The sequence below is a fragment of the Streptomyces sp. NPDC017940 genome (genome assembly GCF_044328435.1).
In the GTDB taxonomy this organism is placed as follows: Bacteria; Actinomycetota; Actinomycetes; order Streptomycetales; family Streptomycetaceae; genus Streptomyces.
In genome coordinates this window covers 314,327-333,328 of record NZ_JBIRHJ010000005.1, presented here as the reverse complement: position 1 = coordinate 333,328, position 19,002 = coordinate 314,327, and the positions used below count along the sequence as shown (strand labels likewise).

General features: G+C 72.5%; 21 protein-coding genes. 9 read left to right on the top strand and 12 right to left on the bottom strand.

The window, feature by feature from the left end; genetic code table 11:
* Positions 1-368: 368 nt before the first annotated feature.
* The gene (locus ACH4DX_RS19525) at positions 369-1,103 is read left to right on the top strand and encodes a hypothetical protein (RefSeq protein WP_398156018.1); all 735 of its coding nucleotides are present in this window, start codon (positions 369-371) and stop codon (positions 1,101-1,103) included.
* A 225-nt stretch (positions 1,104-1,328) separates the two neighbouring features.
* Here the strand turns inward: ACH4DX_RS19525 and ACH4DX_RS19520 are convergent, their stop codons facing one another.
* The 8 genes from ACH4DX_RS19520 to dapB all read right to left on the bottom strand — a co-directional run bounded on the left by ACH4DX_RS19520 (position 1,329) and on the right by dapB (position 7,446).
* Entirely contained in the window at positions 1,329-1,667 is a 339-nt protein-coding gene (locus ACH4DX_RS19520; protein ID WP_398122388.1) for a hypothetical protein, read from the bottom strand.
* A gap of 228 nt (positions 1,668-1,895) precedes the next feature.
* Positions 1,896-2,459, bottom strand: a complete 564-nt coding sequence (locus ACH4DX_RS19515) for a type 1 glutamine amidotransferase (RefSeq protein ID WP_398156017.1) — start codon at positions 2,457-2,459, stop codon at positions 1,896-1,898.
* 11 nt (positions 2,460-2,470) lie between these two features.
* Complete coding sequence (locus ACH4DX_RS19510) at positions 2,471-3,274, bottom strand: acetylglutamate kinase (RefSeq protein ID WP_398156016.1); 804 nt, start codon at positions 3,272-3,274, stop codon at positions 2,471-2,473.
* Complete coding sequence (gene argC, locus ACH4DX_RS19505) at positions 3,271-4,323, bottom strand: N-acetyl-gamma-glutamyl-phosphate reductase (protein ID WP_398156015.1); 1,053 nt, start codon at positions 4,321-4,323, stop codon at positions 3,271-3,273. Before argC ends, ACH4DX_RS19510 begins: the two co-directional genes overlap by 4 nt.
* Complete coding sequence (locus ACH4DX_RS19500) at positions 4,320-5,114, bottom strand: RimK family alpha-L-glutamate ligase (protein WP_398156223.1); 795 nt, start codon at positions 5,112-5,114, stop codon at positions 4,320-4,322. The genes argC and ACH4DX_RS19500 overlap by 4 nt, the downstream gene beginning before the upstream one ends.
* Positions 5,115-5,180: 66 nt before the next feature.
* Positions 5,181-5,366: a lysine biosynthesis protein LysW gene (locus tag ACH4DX_RS19495; RefSeq protein WP_398156014.1), complete on the bottom strand. Its 186-nt coding sequence runs from the start codon at positions 5,364-5,366 to the stop codon at positions 5,181-5,183.
* Between the two features lie 27 nt (positions 5,367-5,393).
* Complete coding sequence (locus ACH4DX_RS19490; RefSeq protein ID WP_398156013.1) at positions 5,394-6,647, bottom strand: isopropylmalate synthase; 1,254 nt, start codon at positions 6,645-6,647, stop codon at positions 5,394-5,396.
* A 49-nt stretch (positions 6,648-6,696) separates the two neighbouring features.
* Positions 6,697-7,446: a 4-hydroxy-tetrahydrodipicolinate reductase gene (gene dapB / locus ACH4DX_RS19485; protein ID WP_398156012.1), complete on the bottom strand. Its 750-nt coding sequence runs from the start codon at positions 7,444-7,446 to the stop codon at positions 6,697-6,699.
* Between the two features lie 501 nt (positions 7,447-7,947).
* On the opposite strand from dapB, the gene ACH4DX_RS19480 reads away from it, so the two are divergent.
* Positions 7,948-8,187 (top strand): DUF3253 domain-containing protein, encoded by a 240-nt coding sequence (locus ACH4DX_RS19480; protein ID WP_398156222.1) that lies wholly within the window; start codon positions 7,948-7,950, stop codon positions 8,185-8,187.
* A gap of 107 nt (positions 8,188-8,294) precedes the next feature.
* Here the strand turns inward: ACH4DX_RS19480 and ACH4DX_RS19475 are convergent, their stop codons facing one another.
* Both ACH4DX_RS19475 and ACH4DX_RS19470 read right to left on the bottom strand, forming a co-directional pair.
* Positions 8,295-9,248 (bottom strand): YihY/virulence factor BrkB family protein, encoded by a 954-nt coding sequence (locus ACH4DX_RS19475; protein ID WP_398122395.1) that lies wholly within the window; start codon positions 9,246-9,248, stop codon positions 8,295-8,297.
* Between the two features lie 165 nt (positions 9,249-9,413).
* Positions 9,414-10,637: a hypothetical protein gene (locus tag ACH4DX_RS19470; protein ID WP_398156011.1), complete on the bottom strand. Its 1,224-nt coding sequence runs from the start codon at positions 10,635-10,637 to the stop codon at positions 9,414-9,416.
* Positions 10,638-10,943: 306 nt separating this feature from the next.
* On the opposite strand from ACH4DX_RS19470, the gene ACH4DX_RS19465 reads away from it, so the two are divergent.
* Together ACH4DX_RS19465 and ACH4DX_RS19460 are read left to right on the top strand one after the other, a co-directional pair.
* Positions 10,944-11,336, top strand: a complete 393-nt coding sequence (locus tag ACH4DX_RS19465; protein WP_398122397.1) for a hypothetical protein — start codon at positions 10,944-10,946, stop codon at positions 11,334-11,336.
* 205 nt (positions 11,337-11,541) lie between these two features.
* The gene (locus ACH4DX_RS19460) at positions 11,542-11,745 is read left to right on the top strand and encodes a cold-shock protein (RefSeq protein ID WP_030559969.1); all 204 of its coding nucleotides are present in this window, start codon (positions 11,542-11,544) and stop codon (positions 11,743-11,745) included.
* A 214-nt stretch (positions 11,746-11,959) separates the two neighbouring features.
* On the opposite strand, the gene ACH4DX_RS19455 is transcribed toward ACH4DX_RS19460, so the two are convergent.
* Positions 11,960-12,838: a sigma-70 family RNA polymerase sigma factor gene (locus tag ACH4DX_RS19455; protein ID WP_398156010.1), complete on the bottom strand. Its 879-nt coding sequence runs from the start codon at positions 12,836-12,838 to the stop codon at positions 11,960-11,962.
* Between the two features lie 105 nt (positions 12,839-12,943).
* Between ACH4DX_RS19455 and ACH4DX_RS19450 the strand changes: the two genes are divergently transcribed.
* Entirely contained in the window at positions 12,944-13,393 is a 450-nt protein-coding gene (locus ACH4DX_RS19450) for a carboxymuconolactone decarboxylase family protein (RefSeq protein ID WP_398156009.1), read from the top strand.
* A gap of 31 nt (positions 13,394-13,424) precedes the next feature.
* Here the strand turns inward: ACH4DX_RS19450 and ACH4DX_RS19445 are convergent, their stop codons facing one another.
* Positions 13,425-15,041, bottom strand: a complete 1,617-nt coding sequence (locus ACH4DX_RS19445; RefSeq protein ID WP_398156008.1) for a (2,3-dihydroxybenzoyl)adenylate synthase — start codon at positions 15,039-15,041, stop codon at positions 13,425-13,427.
* 185 nt (positions 15,042-15,226) lie between these two features.
* Between ACH4DX_RS19445 and ACH4DX_RS19440 the strand changes: the two genes are divergently transcribed.
* The 4 genes from ACH4DX_RS19440 (at position 15,227) to ACH4DX_RS19425 (ending at position 18,870) form a co-directional block, all read left to right on the top strand.
* Positions 15,227-15,973, top strand: coding sequence for a thioesterase II family protein (locus ACH4DX_RS19440; RefSeq protein WP_398156007.1), 747 nt, complete (start codon positions 15,227-15,229; stop codon positions 15,971-15,973).
* Positions 15,974-15,980: 7 nt separating this feature from the next.
* Positions 15,981-17,015 carry an isocitrate/isopropylmalate dehydrogenase family protein gene (locus tag ACH4DX_RS19435; RefSeq protein ID WP_398156006.1) on the top strand — a complete coding sequence of 345 codons (1,035 nt, stop codon included), beginning with the start codon at positions 15,981-15,983 and terminating at the stop codon, positions 17,013-17,015.
* An 89-nt stretch (positions 17,016-17,104) separates the two neighbouring features.
* Positions 17,105-18,541, top strand: a complete 1,437-nt coding sequence (locus ACH4DX_RS19430; RefSeq protein WP_398156005.1) for an FAD-dependent oxidoreductase — start codon at positions 17,105-17,107, stop codon at positions 18,539-18,541.
* Entirely contained in the window at positions 18,532-18,870 is a 339-nt protein-coding gene (locus ACH4DX_RS19425; RefSeq protein WP_398156004.1) for an antibiotic biosynthesis monooxygenase family protein, read from the top strand. Before ACH4DX_RS19430 ends, ACH4DX_RS19425 begins: the two co-directional genes overlap by 10 nt.
* Positions 18,871-19,002: the final 132 nt, after the last annotated feature.

Sequence of the window (19,002 nt, the reverse complement as noted above, 5' to 3'; positions counted from 1 at the left end):
CGCACGTCCACTGGCGCAGCGCCGTGCCGTGCCGGGCTGGTCACCGCAGTCCGACTGCACCACGGCGCTCCCGTTGCCGGCGCCGGAGTCCGCCACGGCCATGCACGTGCCGCTGAGGACGCTGACGATCTGCACCGCCCCGCTGTAGGCCGACGACACCCTCAGATACCACAGTGCCCCGCCCGGCGGCCCGGGCCCCCGGCTCCGCCCGCCGGGACGCGGGCATGACGGCGCCAGATGCTCCCCGCCGCCGCTGACACCGGGCTGACGGCGGCTCGCACCGGCAGCCGCTGCCGACGTCCGGATACGCACCCCGCGCGGTGCCCCGGGCGCTTCGGGTTCCGGTCAAGACGCTAGCCTCCGTACGCATGACCGATATGCAAACCCACGACCAACTCGTGGTGGAGCGCCCGGGACTGAGGGCCCACCGCGTCCTGCGGGCAGCCGCGGGCGCCACCGCGGCGTTACTCGTCGCCGACCTCGCCACGCGCGCCTACCACCACTACGACCCCATACCTACCGTCCGCGAATTGGTGAACGTCGACGTCGAGGCCAACCTGGCCACCTGGTGGAACAGCACGCTGCTGCTGGCGGTGACGGGGATGGCGCTGACCGCCGCGCTGCTCAGCGGGCGCGACGTGCGCCCCGGCCGGCTTTCCTGGCTGGGGCTCGCCGCCGCGACCGCGCTGCTCAGCATCGACGAGACGGTCTCGCTGCACGAACGCCTCGGCGAGGTCGGCAAGTCGTGGAAGGAGTGGGCGGGGGGCTCGCTGCCCACGCACGCCTGGGTGCTGCCCGGCGCGGTCCTCGCCGTCGTCGGCACCGTGTGCGCGGTGCTGTGGGCGCGCAAGCTGCCGCGGGACCTGCGGTACGGGCTGCTCGGCGCCCTCGCCGTGTATCTGGGCGGAGCGCTCGTGATCGAGGCGATCAACGGCTGGTCGCACGCGAACGGCCACAGCACCTCGCTCATGCTGGGAACGATCGTGGAGGAGGGCTTCGAGATGAGCGGTTGCCTCGTCGCCCTCGCCGTCCTCAGCCGCTACGTCATGCTGGAACGTGATCCGGCGTCAGGACGCGCGACGGTCCGCCTGCGGGAGGGCTAGACCGCCAAGTCGCGTCCTGTTCCTGTCTCTTTCGACCGCGGCGGGGGAAGCCGAGACCGCCTCCGGCCCTGCCGAACAGGCCGGAGGCGCAGTGGCGCGTGCGCTGCCGCGGCGGCCGCGGCGAAGACGCCGAGGGGTCTGCCGCTGGGGGATGCCGTGGTCCGCGGGCTCACGGAGACCGGACTCGGCAAGGCCCCGGCTGAATGGCGCCCGGTCACCGGCGTCTCAGCTGAACCTCACCGACTGGGCGACGGTCAGGGGCACGCCGTTCCAGGTCCCGCCGTTGGGGTCGATGTCCTGGATCTTCCCGGAGCCGCAGCCGGGGGATTTGTAGACGGTAGCGGTGAAGGCCGTGCGGTTGCTGGCGTTGGCGGCCCCGCCGGGGATCGACTTGCAGCCCGCTGAGGGGTCGGAGATGGTGTCCGGGCGGTTGTTGTCCGCCCTGAGGTACTCGAACTCGCCCGGAGCCGCCGCTTGCGGGCTGAAGCCCAAGGAGCCGAACAGGAGCAGTGCGGCGCCGACGGCCAGGCCGGTCTGGCGGATCCGTGCGGAAGTCTGCGACATCGGGTGCTGTCTCCTTGCTGTGGGTAGGGCCCGCCCGTTGCTGCGGGCAGGGCCGTCCGGTCTTCGTCACCACGCCGAACAGGGCATGCCCGAGGCGATGCGTACCAATCGGGACTCACTCGAGTGGGGTACCGAGTTGGTGTTCGGGGTGCCTTGTGCGGCCCCTGTGGGTGACTGTGCGAGAAAGCAGCCCGCCCGGAGCGCACGGACGCCCCCGGCGGTGCGCGTCTACTGGTAGAACCGTGTGAAGCCCCGCAGGATCTCCCGCCCGTCGGGCCGGTACTCCAGATGGGCCTGGGAGCCGAGGAGCCGGCCGTCGTCGGAGCGGAGGAACTCCACGGGCGCCTGCGCGGAGCGGCCGATGACGCGGAAGCCCTCGGGGGCCCGCCGTACGTACAGGGTGTGCCGCTGGAACAGCGTGACCGTGGGCCGCACGTGCGTGAACAGGGGATCCTCCATGTCGACCGCCACCTCGCTGCGTCCGACCCGTCCCGGTCCCACCGAGAGCCGGCCGCCCGCGGCGACCGCCAGGACCTGCATCCCGCCGCAGATCCCGAGCACGGGCACGTCGGCGGCCATGACGAGGTCGACGACGGGCCTGTAGTGCTCGCGGTCATGGGCGCGCACCTTGGCGCCGCTCAGCACGATCGCCTGATGGCGGCCCCGGAGCCGGGAGGGCACCGACGCCGCGTCCACGATGTCCGTGTGCGATCCGAGGTCCTCCAGGCACCGGCGCAGCTGTGGGAGGGACAGGGTGCCGTTGTCGACGAGCAGGACGCGGGGACGGAGCATGTGTGCGCTCCCTAGCCTCGGGTGATCAGGGTTCCGGTGCGGGCGGCGAGCAGGGCGGTGACGGGCGCGTCGCCGATGACGACCCTTCCCACACCCTGTTCCAGGGCTTCACACGCGGCCCGCAGCTTCTTGCGCATCCCGCCGGTGGTGACCGTGTCGCGCAGGTCAGCCGCGGCCCTCTCACCGAGGCGCTGGACGGGCCTGCCGTCGACCACGAGGTGGCTGACGTCGGTGACCAGGACCAGGTCCGCGGCACCGACGGCACCGGCGACGGCGGCGGCGGCCCGATCGGCGTCGGTGTTGACCTCCCGTCCCGCCGGGTCGCGTGCCAGCGGGGTCAGCAGGGGGATGTGACCAGGGCGTGCGTGCCGCAACGGCGCGGTGTGCACGCCGGTGGGGGGACCGACGAGGTTGTCGAGCTCGACGAGTTGCCTGCCCCGCCACCACAGGCGCTCGCCCGGGCCCGCGCTGATCAGCCCCTCGCTGCCGAGCAGCCGCTCCGTGGTGACGGCGCGGCCGTGGAGCCGCTCCGCGACCTGCTCGCCCAGCGCCGAGCTGACGGCCTTGATGTCGTCGAGGACCTGCGGCGTCGTCCAGCGGCTCTGGTTGCCGTACCGGTCGCGCAGGATCGCCGAAGGGCCGCGGTGGCGGGGGGCGAGCCGCCGCAGCGGGCGGGACCAGCCGTGTACGAGGATCAGCGGCCGCTCCCGTGCGAGGCGGGCCAGATCGTCCCACCAGGGGTCGTCCAGGGTGTCGAGGCGGCTGCCGCCGAGTTTGATCACGCAGAGGGTCGTCCGGCGCGGCGTCGCGCTCATGCGGGCATCACCGGCTGCATCGTCAGACCCGTCTCCTCGGGAAGCCCGAACCGCCGGTTCGCCGCCTGCACGGCTTGGCCCGCCGCCCCCTTGACGAGGTTGTCGAGGGCGGCGAGGACGACGAGGTGGCCCCCGTCCTCGTCGACGAAGGCACTCACGTCGCAGAAGTTGGAACCCAGCACCGCCTGCGGGTCGGGCACCGGGATCCGCGTCTCGGTGTGCCGCCGCGCTCTCACGAACGGGTGCCCTCTGTAGAAGCGGAGGTAGGCCCGCTCCAGCTCACGTCGGTCGACGGCCCGGTCGGTGAACACGTACAGACTGGCGAGCAGACCCCGAACGGTGGGGACGCCGTACGCGGACATGGTCAGGGAACCGACCGCGCCGGGTCGCGTCCGCCGCAGGAAGTCCGTGACTTCCGCGGCGTGCCGGTGCCCGTTCGGGGCGTACGGGGTGATGGCGCCGCTGCGCAGCGGATGCAGACCGGCGGCACGCAGGCGCAGACCGCCGCCGCTCGAACCGCCCTTGGCGTCCACGAGCACCCGGTCCGCCCGCAGGCCCATACCGAGGACCAGAGGGGCGAGGCCCAGGGTGATCGCGGTCGCGTAGCAACCGGGCAGGGAGATCAGCGCGGCCTCGCGCAGCTGATCGCCGACCAGTTCCGGCACGCCGTACACGAAGCGGTCCACGAGGTCCTCGGGGCGTTCCACCTCCGGGTACCAGCGGTCATGGAGTCGCCGGGCGCGGATCCGGAAGGCGCCGCTGAGGTCGATGACGACCACGCGGTCCGCGAGCAGCGCGGCGCACCGCGCGGAGACGGGCGCGGGTGTGGCCAGAAAGACCACGTCGAGCCGGTCGGCGATGTCCGCGGTGACGTGCCGCACGGTCAGGCCCGGATGGATCCGCAGGCCGGGATGGAGTTCGCCCATGCGCATGCCGACGCTGGCCGCACCGCCGAGGAACGCCGGCTCCAGGGCGGGGTGCTGGGCCACGAGCCTGATGAGTTCACCCCCGGCGAGCCCGGAGGCGCCGATCACCCCCGCCCGGATCACGCGAGGACCTCCCGGAGGAAGCGGGCGACGGCCGAGGGGACGTCCACCCCCGTCGCCGAGGCCAGCGCCCTGAAGCCCGGCGCGTGATTGACCTCGTTGACCACATACCCGTCCGGTGTCCGGAAGAGGTCGACGCCATGGACACCGGGCCCCAGCGCGGACACCACACCGCCGAGGATCTTGCGCAGGTCCGGGTCGTGGGCCGCTGGGCGGGCCCGGGCGCCCAACGCCGCGTTGGAGCGCCAGTCACCGGCGTCGCCGGTGAACTCGACGGCACCGAGCACCTCGTCGCCCACGACCAGGCAGCGCACCGAGGTGTCACCCAGGTACGGCTCCACCAGACACGCCTGTTCGAAGGCGTGCCCGAGGTCCTCGACGTAGTCGTACACGGACGGGGCGGTGTCGGCGTGCCGGAGCAGGGTGACGCGTCTGCCCATGCCGCCGAACACGGGCTTGAGGACCAGCGGAAGCGGCAGTTCCGTCAGGCAGCGTTCGAAGTCCCCGCGGGAGAGGACGAGGCGGAAGTCCACGACGGGGATGTCCGCGGAGCGCAGCACCGTGCGCAGAGCCGCCTTGTTCTGGCAGATGCCGATCGCACGGGCGGTGTTCAGCGTGCGGATCGCGGCGGCCTCCGCCAGCGTGGCGATCAGGCCGCCGCGGGTGTAGCTGCGGCTGCGCACCAGCAGGGCGTCGTACCCCTCGAGCGACGGCACGCGCGGGTGGCCCAGGCACATCGACTCGTCGTTGACCCACTCCAGACGTAGACCGAAGGCGGGGGCGACGGCGATCAGCCGGCGTTCCTCCCAGCCGATCCGGCGACGGCGACGGCGACGGCGACGCCGACCGATGGCGGCATGTCACTGGCCCCAGTCGCGGAGCCGGGTCTCGACCATGCGCAGGGTGATCCGCCTCCCGGAGACGTCCTCGACGCGGAGCGTGAGCATGCACTCGGGGCAGGCGAGGGTCTCGCCCTCGACCATCGTCGGTACGGTCAGGTCCGTCTCGCACTCGGGGCAGGTACCGGCGAGCGTGTCGCTCGGCATGGGGGAACCTCCGTCGCCGGTGGGGTGTCAGGCGGACGAGTAGGCCGCGGCGGCCGTACGGATGGCGTCCCGGTCGAGCGCCGGGTTGCCGTCCCGCTCCTGCTGCTCGCCGAGCCATGTGGTGAAGGCCTCGACGTCCACCTCGATGCCCGAGCCGGCCAGCGCCCAGCCCACCAGGGTCGGGGTGAGGCGGCTGCGCACGCGCAGGGTGCGTTCGTTGCCGAGGAGTTCGGCGGGCACTGTCTCGTAGGCCTCCGGGTGGCTGAGCTGGCCCGCCAACTCGTAGGCGAACGCGTGGCGGGTGGCCGGACCGGGCTGGAAGGCGTCCCCGAGGCCTGAGCCCCGCAGCGCGAGGCGGGACAGCTCGGTGAGGTGCGTGAGGTCGAACCGGGTGTCCGCGTACAGGACGCGCAGCGCGGTGAGCAGTTCGGCCAGCGGCGTGTTGCCGCCGCGCTCGCCGATGCCGGCGACGGTGGTGGAGATCCACCGGGCACCCGCGCGGGCGGCGGCGAGGGAGTTGGCGACGGCCATGCCCAGCATGTTGTGCGAGTGGACCTCGATCTCGCGGTGGTCGCTTCCGGGGTGGTCGCTTCCGCGGCGGTCGTTTCCGGGGCGGTCGATCGCGCGGTGGTCGTTCCCGCGGTGATTGCTTCCGCGGTGGTCGCTTGCGCGGTGGTCGATCGCCGCGAGTCGCGCCGCCAGCTCCGCCATCCGCCAGGGCGAGAGGCAGGCGACGGTCTCCGCGAGCCGGAAGCGGTCGGCCCCTGCCCGGAACCCGGCCGTCACATAGGGCACGAGCCGTTCGGTGGGGGTCCGCGCGCCGTCCTCACCGCTGAACGTGACGTGGAACCCGCGGTCCTTGGCCTGGGCGACGGCCGAACGGGCAAGGACCTGGAGGAACGCGAGGCTGGTCGAGCCGAGTTTCAGCGCGGCGTGCCGCTCGGAGGTCGGGATGGAGCACATGATGTTCCGCACGCCGAGGCGCGCGGCCTCGTCGAGTGCCCTGGTGACCTGCCGACGGTCACGGACGACGACGAGCGTCATGCTGCGCTCGGGTCCGACCGCCTCGTGGGTGGCGAGGACGAGGCCCGCGTCCTTGCTGTCCGGGCCCGACACCATGCCCACCTCGACCCGTTCCACGCCGGTCCTGACCAGCAGGTCCGCGATGGCCGCGGCGTCCTTCGGGCGGAACTCGACCCCCGCCATGTGGGCGGCGTCCCGCAGGGTGGCATCCGATATGTGCGGCGGCCGCGGCATGCTCTCCGGCATCTCTGTTGCCATGTGCTGCCCCTTTTGTCTCGGACGGTGCGACGGGCGGGGCCGTTAGGCCTCAGTCCCAGCCCATGAGGGACTCAAGACCCACGGTCAGCCCCGGGACCGAACCGACGCGGCGCACCCCCAGCAGGAAGCCGGGGGTGAAGCAGGCACGGTCCGTGGAGTCGTGCCGGATCGTGAGCGTCTCGCCCGTGCCGCCGAAGACGACCTCCTGGTGGGCCACGAGGCCGCGCGCCCGCACGGCGTGCACCGGAACCCCTTCGACGTTCGCGCCACGAGCGCCGGGCAGCGCGGTGGCGGTGGCGTCCGGCTGCGCGGCCCTGGCTGCCGCACGACGAGCTCCGGCGATGATCCGGGCCGTCCGCACGGCGGCCCCGCTCGGGGCGTCGGCCTTGTCGGGGTGGTGCTTCTCGACGACCTCGACGGAATCGAACCAGCGGGCCGCTGACCGTGCGAAACGCATGGTCAGCATCGCGCCGACGGACAGCGGACCCACGAGCACGCCGGTCCCGGGAGAGCCGGTGAGCCAGCCTCTCACGGTGTCAAGGCGCTCGTCGGTCCAGCCGGTGGTACCGACCACCCCGTGGATGCCTTGGCCCACGCAGAACTCCAGGTGGGCCATGACCGCGTCGGGGTGGGTCAGCTCGACGGCGACCTGGACGCCGGCCCGGGTGAGGCGGTCCAGCTCGTCGGCGCGGCCGAGGGCCGCCACCAGTTCGAGGTCGTCGGCGGCCTCGACGGCCGCGACCACTTCGCGGCCCATGCGGCCGCCCGCGCCGATCACTCCCACTCGGATGGCGCCCATGCTGCTCCTTCCGACGGCCCGACGGCTGTCCATGGCGCGAGGGCCCGTCGGTGGGGACCTGCCGATCGGCAGGTCGCACCGCAGAACGACGGCCGCGGGGAACCTTCCCGTCACCGGGCGAGATCACCCGACGTCTGCGGAGCTGCGGCTGGTTCCTGATGCCGGTTGTCAAAAAACGCGGGCAGTCCCGGAGCGGACGCACAGGGCCGGGGGCGCCGCCGGGCGGGACGGGCGGGGCGGGGCCTGTGGCGTGCCGGGCGCCGGGTCCGGTCCCGGTTGCGGTCCCGGTCCCGGTCCCGGTCCCGGTCCCGGTCCCGGTCCCGGGATGAGACACAGGCGTGCCGGTGTGACACTGGCGAAGTGACCGACGACGAACGACGCGCGGACAGCGAACGGCGCGCGGACAGCGAACGGGACCCGGACGACGAACGGGACCCGGACGACGAACGGGACCCGGACGACGAACAGCGGACGGCCGGTGAACGGCGGACGGACCGGCACCTGGAGCGGGCCATCCTGGAGTTGCTGGAGCACCGCGACCCGGCCGCGACGATCTGCCCCTCCGACGCCGCCCGGGCGGTGTACTCGGGGGACGACGACGGCTGGCGCGCCCTCATGGAACCGGCCCGCCGCGCGGCCCGGCGCCTGGTCACGGCGGGCGAGGTGGACATCACCCAGGGCGGCCGCCCGGTGGACCCGGCGAAGGCGCGCGGCCCGATCCGCATCCGCCGCGCCCGCTGACGCACCCCCGGACCCGCAGGCGCGGACGCCGTACGTGTCCCGGGTCGCGCGTCCGTGCCCGGCGGCATCGGGAACGAGGCGGCCAGCTCACAGCCGCCCCCGCCGCGTCAGACTCCCGGATCGGCCTCGACGGGGCCGGGGTGCAGGGCCCTGGCCGCCTCCAGCTGGGCCGCGAAGGACAGGCCAAGGAACAGGGCGATCGAGGTCAGATAGGCCCACAGCAGCAAGGACATGAAGGCGCTGAGCGGTCCGTACACGGTGTCGAAGGAGCCGCTGACCGAGAGATAGAGGCTCAGCAGGCCGGTCAGGGCCGTCCACAGCAGGAGGTAGACCGCCGCGCCGAACGCCAGCCACGTATAGCCGGGCTGGCGGCGCCGGGGTGAGCGCCGGAAGATGATGCTCGCCGAGACGAGCGCCAGGACGAAGCCCAACGGCCAGCGCACCACACCGAACACGCTGCTCACCTCGTGCCCGACGCCGAAGACCGTCACCGCCGCGGCCGCCAGGTCGCGGCCCGCCACCATGACGATGAAGCCGAGGCCCAGAGGCAGACCCGCGGTGGCGGCCATCACCAGACCGCGCAGGTACTTCCGGTGGAAGGGCCGGTCGCGTTCGTTTCCGTAGATCCGGTTGGCGCCGCGCTCGATCTGGCACATCGCCGTGGTGACGTTGGCCAGGGAGAACACGAGCCCGAACCAGAGAGCGACCTGCGTGCCACCGCCCGCGGTCCGGCGGCTGCGGGCCAGCGCCTCGTCGACGACATCGGCGCTCGGCCCCTGGGCGATGCGGTGGATGACCTCCTCGGCGAACCTGCCGATGCTTTGCGTGTGCAGCACGCTCGACAGGCCGACGAACACGATCGCGAGCGGCACGACCGCGAGGACCGTCTGTAGCGCCAGCGCCCGGGAGTGACTGAACCCGTCGGCGTAGCGGAACCGCACGAAGGCGTCGCGCAGCAGCCTCCAGCCCCCGTAGTGACGCAGCGCCACGAATGCCTCGTCGCCGGAGAGTTCCTCGCCCTCCATGTCCCGCGTCTCGGGAACCGCCGTCGCCGTGCCCATCCCTTGACTCCCGATCTGTCCGTTGCGCGTCGGCAGGAAGTTCCTGCGTACCCGTGCCCGGTGCCCCGAGGCCGCCGCCGCAATCCCACTGCGGCGCGATCGGCGGGCAGGCCGGGCCGGGCACGGTGCCCGTGTGCCGGGTGGCGCCACCGGAAGGGGAGTGGCTCAGCTCAGGGTGCGTACGAAGACGTCTCCGATCAGATTGGTGTCGTCAGGGACGAGATGGGGGTGGTAGGAGTCGAAGACGGCGGTTGCCCCGTCCGCGCTCAGTGCCGCGCGGCCCACGGTGACGGGCTTGCCGTCCTGGCCCGGGGAGAGCAGTTCCTCGTGTCCGGTGCGCGGATCGCGCAGGACGAGGCCCAGCGTCCTGCGGTCCGCGTCGGCCGTGTTGAGGAGCAGCTTCGAGCCGTCCGCCGAGAGGTCCGACACCAGGGTGGCATCGGCGGGGGAACGGCCGTCGTGCCGCTGGAGGGCGCCGGTGCGCAGGTCGCGGACGAAGGCGTTCCAGGACGTGCTCGTGTCCCCGTTGGGGTCGGTGCCCGGGACCAGGTTCGTGGCCACCGAGTTGAAGCCGACCTTGGAGCCGTCGGCGCTCAGGACCGGGGAGAGCGCCGACCTGTCGGCGGGCGCCCCGTCGTGGGTGGTGTCCGCCTGCACCGTCCGCCCGGTCACACGGTCGTACACCAGGATGTCCGCCTCGTCGCCGTCCGACGGCCCCGAATAGCCCACCCGGTACGCCACCTTGCGGCCGTCGGCGCTCATGGAGACGTCCTGGCAGTCGCGGTCCGTGGCAGGACCGGCCCGCCACACCCGCTGCGTCCGGCGGTCCAGGAGCACGACCCGGCAGCGGGACCTCCCGTTGTCGTCGGCGGCGGTCTCGGCCACGAAGGCGACGTACCGTCCGTCGGCGCTGAGCGGGGCGGCGCCGTAGTCCGCCCGGTAGCCGCCCTGAAGTGCGGGCGCCACCGGTTCGACCCGTCCGGTGCGCAGGTCCAGCACATGGACCGAGTACTTCTGGGTCGTGGCCGAGTACGAGGTGAACGTCAGATGGCGGCCCGAGTCGGACACCCTCGGCACCATCGTCGACTCGCCAGGCACCACCACGCGCTCGAGGGGCGCACCAGGAGCCGTCCGGTAATAGACGCTGGTGGGCACGTCCGTTCCAGGTATCAGATTGGTCGCCGACGACATGAAGGCGACGACGCGTCCGTCCGCGCTGACGGTCGGATCCACCGAGTGGTGGTTGCCACCGGTGCCGTCCGGCGCCACGCTGATCCGCTCGGTGCGCGGGGCCCGCTCCTCGCCCGCCGCCCCCGCCGCGGTACCGGTGAGGCAGGTGAGAGCGGCCGCCACAGCGGCGGTCACGGAAACGCGCGCGGAAGGTCTCATCAGGTGGTTCCCCCTTCGGCCGAGGAGGACCACGGTCGCCCCTCATGCCTTCGTGCCCGACGACGCCCCCGGCACGGTGCGTGCGGAGGACTCCCGCGATGAAAGCGCGGAGTACGTCGTGGGTCAACGCACGCGTGGACAGCTCCAGGGGCGGCTTCCGGACAAAGAATGGCTTGCACGAGGGCGTTCGGCGGAGGGCAACAACCTTCTCACCCGGACCAGGCGTTCTTAGAGGCGGGTGTGCCGGTGTGCCGCACACCCGTATGCCTGCGCGCCCGCGCGCCTGCGCCCAGAAGGGACCTTCGCATGACCGCACGTCACCGGCGTATCACTGTCGCCCTCGTCTCCGCCCTCCTCGTCGCCCCCGTGGGGATGGGGCTCGCCGGGTGCGACCCGGGCGACGCGGTGGACTGTGTCCGTGCGGCCGACGCGGCGTCCGACAGCGTCGGATTGCTCAGGAAGGCCGCGCAGGACGCGGTGCTCTACCCGAACGAGGACGACAGGGCCTTCGACCACATAAGGGACAACCTCGGTGAAATCAGGGACAAGCAGAGCGACAAGGACGTGATAGCGGCCGTCGACGACATGGAGGAGGCCGTGAACAATGTGGAGGACGCCGTCGACAACGGCGACAGGACTCCCGATCTGACTCCGATCGTACGGGCGGCAGGGAAGGTCACCAGGGCGTGCACGCCCTGAGTGCACCCCGCGTCCTCCGAGAGCGGAATGACAGTTGCTCTCTGGTGGTGCGTCCTGTCCCGGTGTAGCGTCGTTGCTGGATGTCGTGGTTCGCAGTTCTGCCCACGCGGTGGCGTGGGCTTTTTTGCTGTGCAGTGGCTGCGGACGAGGACGACACCTACGGGTCCGCGCGGTGCGGGCCCGATATCGACTGAGAGGTACCGGCGTGGCCAGCGGAATCGTGAAGTGGTTCAACTCCGAAAAGGGCTTCGGCTTCATCCAGCAGGACGGCGGGGGTCCGGACGTCTTCGCGCACTACTCGAACATCAACAGCACCGGCTATCGCGAGCTCCAGGAGGGCCAGGCGGTGACCTTCGACATCACGCAGGGCCAGAAGGGCCCGCAGGCGGAGAACATCACCCCCAGCTGACCACGCGGCCAGGTGAGCGTCGGGCCCCGGAGCGAATCCCGCTCCGGGGCCTCGGCGTGCCCGCCCCAGGGTGCGCGCCGGGTGACGCCCGGCTCAGCCCGACTCGGGCCGGATCCAACGCGACTCGGCCCGAACTCAGCCCGACCCGGCCCGAGGGCCAGGCCGCCGGGGCAGCCAGGCCGCCGGGGCAGCCGCCCGGTGGGGAAGACGGCCCTCACACCGGTTCCGGCAGGCTCATCAGCGCGAGTTTCGCCGGGTCGATCACGACCGTGACGGCGGCGATCCGGCCGTCGGCGACGGTGAACGCGAGGACCGAGAGCGGGGAGCCGTCCTCGCGCCAGGAGACGACGCCCGGCAGGCCGTTGACGAGCACCGTCCGCCCCTGTGCGGCCGCGTCGGCGGACAGTTGCGCCCCTGCTGCGACCTTGGTGGCGCCGAGGGTGACCACGACGCCGGAGGGGGTGTCGACGGTCAGTTCCACCTCGGGGTCCAGCACCCGCAGCAACCCTTCGAAGTCGCCGCGTCGAGCCGCCCTCAGGAAGGCCTGGACGACCTCCCGCTGCTCCTGCCCCGTGCCGGACGGCTGTCGGCGCGCCCGCACCTTCCTGCGGGCGCGGCTGGCGAGCATCTTGGCGGCGGCGGTGGACTTGCCGAGGATCTTGCCGATCTCGTCGAACGGCACCGCGAACAGATCGTGCAGCACGAACGCCAGCCGCTCGCTCGGCCCGAGCGACTCCAGGACGACGAGCAGCGCGAGCCCGACCGAGTCGGCGAGCACCGCGTCGTCCTCCGGAACGGGGCCGTCGTCGAGCGTCACCACGAACTCGGACAGACGGTCGTCGTAGGACGCCTCCGGGCGTGCCTGGCGCGAGCGCAGGAGATCGAGGCTGATCCGGCCCACCACCGTGGTCAGCCAGCCGCCGAGGTTGTGGATGGTCGAAGCGTCCTGGCGGGAGAGGCGCAGCCAGGCCTCCTGGACCACGTCCTCGGCGTCGGCGTGCGAGCCGAGCATGCGGTGGGCAACCGCGCGCATCCGGTCGCGCTCGACCTCGAACGCCTCGGCCAGCGGGTCCTTCGTGCTGCTCTCGGACATGTTGTTACCTTCCTCGGCGCTGCTCCGTCATGGGTGATGACGCGCTCGGAAGCGCGAAGGTAACCGACGACGGACCGCTGGCGGACCGATGAAGGAGCAGCACCGATGGAAGCACGTATGACCAGTCCGGCCGATCCCGATGTGACCACCGCGATCCAGCACCTCTACAAGGCGATTCACACCGGGGGCCTCGACCCGCACCTGCTCGCGCTGATTCATCTGCGGACCAGCCAGATCAACGGGTGCAGCCCCTGCGTCTTCGCCTCGATCGAGGCGGCGACGAAGGCCGGTGAGACGCCGGAGCGGCTGCACAACGTCGTCGCCTGGCGCGATACGCCCTTCTACACCGAGCAGGAACGGGCAGCACTCGCCCTGACCGAGGCCGCCACCCGCATCCAGGACGGCGCACCGGGAGTGACCGACGCCATCTGGGACGCCGCCGCCGACCACTTCACCGAGAAGGAGCTGGGCACGATCATCCTGGAGATCGCGACGACCAACTTCTTCAACCGGATCAACCGCACGCTGCGCGAGCAGGCAGGCAAGACCTGGTGAGCCCTGCGGGGCCCCGCCCTCGGTGTCGGGGTCAGCGTGCGGAGGAGGCCGCCAGCGCCCGCAGCGCCTTCTTGTCGACCTTCCCCATCGGGGTGCGCGGCAGGTTCGGCAGCGGCACCAGCCGGTCGGGGATCTTGTAGGTGGCCAGGCCGCGTTCGCGGAGGAACTGCTTCATGGCGGAGGCACGGACCTCGGCCTCGGTCAGGACGACGAACGCGTACGTCCGCTCGCCGAGGACGGTGTCCGCCACCCCGATCACGGCCGCGTCCCGTACGTCGGGGTGGGTGCGCAGCTGACGCTCCACCTCCTCCGCCGAGACCTTCTCACCGGCCCGGTTGATGACGTCCTTGATCCGTCCGACGATCACGATGTTGCCGTCCGGGCCGCGCCGGACGAGGTCACCGGTGCGGAAGAACCCGTCCGGCGTGAACGAGCGGGCGTTCTCCTCGGGGGCCCGGTAGTACCCGCGGATCGTGTACGGGCCCCTGACCTGCATCTCGCCCGCCTCTCCCGCGGGCACCGGGTCCCCCGACTCGTCGACGACCCGGACCTCGTCCAGGGGTGACATCGGTCGGCCGTCCGTGTTGACGGCCACCTCGTGCGGGTCGTCGAGTCGGGTGTAGGTGAGCAGCCCCTCGCTGATGCCGTACCACCGCTGGACGCGGCAGCCCAGGACGCGGCCCGCGCGGTCGGCGAGCGCCGGATCGAGCGGGGCGCTGCCGACCTGGACGAGGAGGCGGGACAACTCACCGGGCGGCCTGCCGGAGTCGGCCCACAGCCGCAGGACCGAGGGCACGAGGGTGGTCGCCGTGACGCCCTCGCGCTCGATCAGCGGGAACACCTCGTCGGGCCGCACACTCGAGGTGAGGACCGCCTTGCCGCCCAGGAGCAGGGTGCCGAGCACCCCGGGGCAGGCCAGGGCCGCCTGGTGCGCCACCGGGTTGACGGCGAGGTACACGCCGTCCCTGTCCACCTCCATCGCCTCCGCCGTGGCCCGCATGACGTACGCGTAGTCGTCGTGGGTCCGCGGGATCAGCTTCGGCAGCCCGGTGGTGCCACCGGAGAGCAGGAACAGCGCCGGTTCGGACGGGTCCACCCGCGGCAGGGCGACGCCTCCCGCCGCGTCCCGCGATGCCAGGGACCCCTGGGACTCCAGGGACTCCAGGGACGTGAACTCCTCCGCGTCCCCGCTGACCAGCACACGCGGAACCCCCGGAACCTCCCGTGCGATCCCGCGGTAGTCGAACCCGCCGAACCGATCCTTCACCACGTACGCCACCGCCCCCGAGTGGGCGCACAGATGCTCGATCTCGGCTCTTCGGTGCCCGGGCAGCGCGAGCACCGGCACGGCCCCGGCCCGCAGCAGAGCGAAGACCAGGACGACGAACTCGGGGATGTTGGGCAGGTGCACGACCACCCGGTCCAGCGGTCTGATGCCGAGGCCGATCAGGCCGCCCGCGAGGCGGTCCGCGCGCAGGGACAGCTCCGCGTACGTCATGCGGTGCCCGTCGCAGACCACGGCCACGCGCTCGGCGTTGCGTCCGCACGACTCGTGCAGCAGGTCTCCGAGGGGCCGGCCGCGCCAGATCCCCGTGCGGCGCAGGTCCGCCGCGAGGTCTTCGGGCCAGGGCACACATCCGTCGAGCATGATCACGTTCCCTTCCAGGGGCCGTCGGGGCTGGTCCTGTCTCCTCCCGCATGGTCATCTCCGGGGCCCCGCGCCCCCTCGATCTCTTGCCGACATCTGTCTCGTACACCGCGAATCGCCAGCGAAGGGAAAAACATGGGAACGGTGAACCGGGGGCCGACGAGTGGGACGAGAGAGGCGGGGCGATGAGCCGGATACGGGAACGTGGCTGGGTGCGGTCGCTGACCGACGTCGACCGGCCCGACGTCCGGGTGGTGTGCTTCCCGCACTCGGGAGGCTCGGCCATCGCCTTCGGCCCGTGGTCCGCAGCGGCCCCGGCCGGCGCGGCGCTCCTGGCCGTCCAGTACCCGGGCCGCGGCGACCGCTTCGCGGAGCCGCCCGTCGACGACGTGGCCGCGATGGCCGGGTGTGCCTCGGCGGAGCTGCTGCGCCTGCCACCGGGCGACCGGATCCTGTTCGGGCACAGCCTGGGCGCGCTCGTCGCCTACGAGACCGCCCTGTTGCTGCGGGACGCCGGTGAGGAGCCCCTGGCGCTCTGCGTGTCGGCGGCGCTGCCGCCCGGACAGATGCGGGACCGGGACATCCACCGGGCGCCCGACGACGAGTTCTGGGCCAAGCTGTGCGCACTCGGCGGCATCGAACCCGGTGTCGCCGACCACGCCGAGCTGCGCGAGCTCCTGCTGCCGACGCTCCGCTCGGACCTGCGGGCGCACGCGACCTACGAACCCCGCCCCGGTGCCCGCCCGCTGTCCTGCCCGGTGCGCTGCTACCACGGCACGGGCGACCCCCTGGTGGACGAGGCGCAGCTCGCGGGCTGGTCCCGCGTCACCTCCGGCGCGTTCGGCCTGACCGTACGGCCGGGAGGGCACTTCCACGTGGCGACCGACACCGCGGAACTCGTCGCGGACGTCCTCGCCCAGGGCCGGAGGTGAGGCGGCCTTGACCACCATCGCCGTGATCCCCGGTGACGGCATAGGCCCGGAGGTCACCGCGCCGGCGCTCGACGTCCTCGACGCCCTCGGGCTCGGTGTGCGCACGGACGTCCTCGACCACGTCAACGCCGACACCTACCTGCGCACCGGCCACGCCCTGTCCGAGGCCGACCTGGACCGGATCAGGCCGTGCCGGGCGACGCTCCTCGGCGCGGTGGGGGACCCCCGGCTCGGCGACACCGCGTACGTACGCTCCATCCTGACCACCCTGCGCGTGGAACTCGACCTCTACGTCAACTACCGGCCCGCGAAGCTCTGGCACGACCGGCTCAGCCCCCTGCGCGACGCCGCCCGCAGGGCGATCGACTGCGTGATCGTCAGGGAGAACACGGAAGGGCTCTACAGCGGCATCGGCGGCAGCACGCGCACCGGCACCGCCCACGAGGTCGCCATGGACGTGGACCTGAGCACCCAGCACGGGGTGGCGCGCGTCCTGGACTACGCCTTCTCCGTGGCACGCACCTCGGTGTGCCTGGTCGACAAGGCCAACGCCGTCCGCAACGGCGGACAGCTGTGGCAGCGCTGCTGGCACGAGGCACTCGCCCGCCATCCGCACATCGCCACCTCGCACCTCTACGTGGACGCCGCGGCGATGCGCATCGCCACCGACCCGACCGCGTTCGACGTCATCGTCACCAACAACTCCTACGGCGACATCCTCAGCGACCTCACGGCCGCGCTCGCCGGCGGCCTCGGTGTGGCGGCGTCGGCGAACCTCAACCCCGCCACCGGACAGGGCCTCTTCGAGCCCGTGCACGGCAGCGCCCCGGACATCGCTGGCACCGGCGCCGCCAACCCCTTCGGCGCGATCCTCTCCGTGGCCCTGCTCGCCGAGCACCTGGGGCGCGCGGACGCGGCGGACGCGGTCCGCCGTGCCGTCGCCGCGGCCGTGGCGGAAGGACACGTCACCCGCGACCTCGGCGGGACCCTGGGGACGAAGGAGGCGGGCGCCGCCGTCCTTGCGGAACTGGAGCGGCCGTAGGGGGCGCGGGCACCGAGGCACCGCAGCGCCCGAGCACGGACGGGCGAACGACCGGCAGTCGGAAGAACGGACGAGGGGCGGGGATCGCCATGCACGGACACGACACAGGACGCACGGACGGGAACCCGGAAACCGTCATCGTCGGGGCCGGTCTGGTGGGCGCGGTCACGGCGCTCTACCTCGCCCCCCGGTTCGGCCCCGTCACCCTCCTGGAGAAGAGGGCGGACCCGAGGCGGGGAACCGGCGGACAAGGGCGCTCCCTCACGGTGATGCTGTCGGCGCGCGGCTGGCGCGTCCTGTCGGACCTGGGCGTCGCGGACGCGGTGCGCGAGATCTGCGTACCCCTGCACGGCCGCTGCGGGCACACGCCCGACGGACGGAGCCACGTCACCCCCTACAGCAGGGACCGGCAGCCGATCTGGTCGGTGGAGCGCGAACGGCTGCACCGCATCCTCCTCGACGCCGCGGAGGCGCTACCCGGCGTGCATGTCAGCTTCGAGCAGCGCGTGCGCTCCGTAGACCTGGACGACCCCGCGGTCCTGGTGGAGGACCGGCACGGACGGCGCCGCGTCGGCTGCCGCAGGATCCTCGGCTGCGACGGCGCGCACTCCGCCGCCCGGGCCGCCCTGGAGGCCCGCGGCGCCCGCGCCGAGCTGCGCAAGCTCGAACTGGCCTACCAGGAGATCGACGTGCCGGGAGGCTGGCTCGACCGGGCCACCATGCACTACTGGCCCACCGGGGACGCGATGTTCGCCGCGTTCCCGATGCCGTCGGGGGAGTTCTCCGGCTCCCTGTTCATGCGCCGCGAGGGACCCGCCCCCTCCTACGCCGCCGCGGCGGCCGGCCAGGACCTGTTCGACATGTTCGCCGCCCACTTCCCCGAACCGACCGCGGCCATCCCCGACATCGCAGGACAGCTGGCCGCCAAAGCGGTCTCCACCCTCTCGGTCGTGCGCTGCGACCGCTGGGTCTGGCAGGACACGTTCGCGCTGCTCGGCGACGCCTGCCACGCCATGGCCCCCTTCATGGGGCACGGCATGAACTGCGGCTTCGAGGACGCCCGGATCCTGGTCGACTGCCTCGACGCGGCCTCGGACTGGGCGGCGGGCCTCGCCGCGTACGAGAAGTCGCGCACCGAGGACGCCGACGCGATCTCCCACCTCTCCTACCGGCACTACTTCACGATGGCCAACCCGCCCCGCGAGGAGACCGCGGCCGACGTGCTGCGCGGACGGCTCCTCGACCTCTTCCCCGACCGGTTCGTACCGCTGTACGAGAGTTGCGCCTTCACCGAGGAGAGCTACGCCTCGGTGCTGCGCGACGACCAGCACCTCGACCACCTGGTGGCGCGGCTCCTCGACCGCCACGGCGCGGAGCTGGCCCCGGCACCCGACGACCGGCTGCGCGCCTGCGTGCTGCCCCTCATCGCAGCCGCACTCACCCCGAGCGCCGGCACCCGGGACGCGGCCACCTCGCACACCGTCACCTCGAACGCAGTCACCCTGGAGGACTCCGGATGTTCGTGATCCTTTTCAAGTCGCGCCTCTCCGAGCACGCGGGCGAGGACTACTACGCCACCGAGGACCGGATGCGGGAGCGGGTCCGTGAGATCGCGGGGACCGACCTCGTGGAGGTCAAGCACTACACCGGTGAGGACGGCGACCGTCTCGCGGTCGTGATGTGGGAGAACGCCACCACCCTGGAGGAGTGGCGGACGGACCCCGAGCACCAGGTGGCGCAGAAGCTCGGCAAGGACCGGTGGTATTCGGCCTACGAACTGACCGTCGCCGAGGTGCTGCGGACCAGCTCCCACGAGACGGGGACCGCGGCCGCGGAGGCCGGGGAAGCGCGTTAACGACCGCGGTGACCACGCGTGCGACCGCCGCCCTCCCGCGCTGCGGCGGAGCGGGGGACCGATCCCGGGCCGCTCGGCGCGGGCGGGGTTGCGCCTCCTGCCGGACAGAATCCGGCTCCGCTCGATATGGCG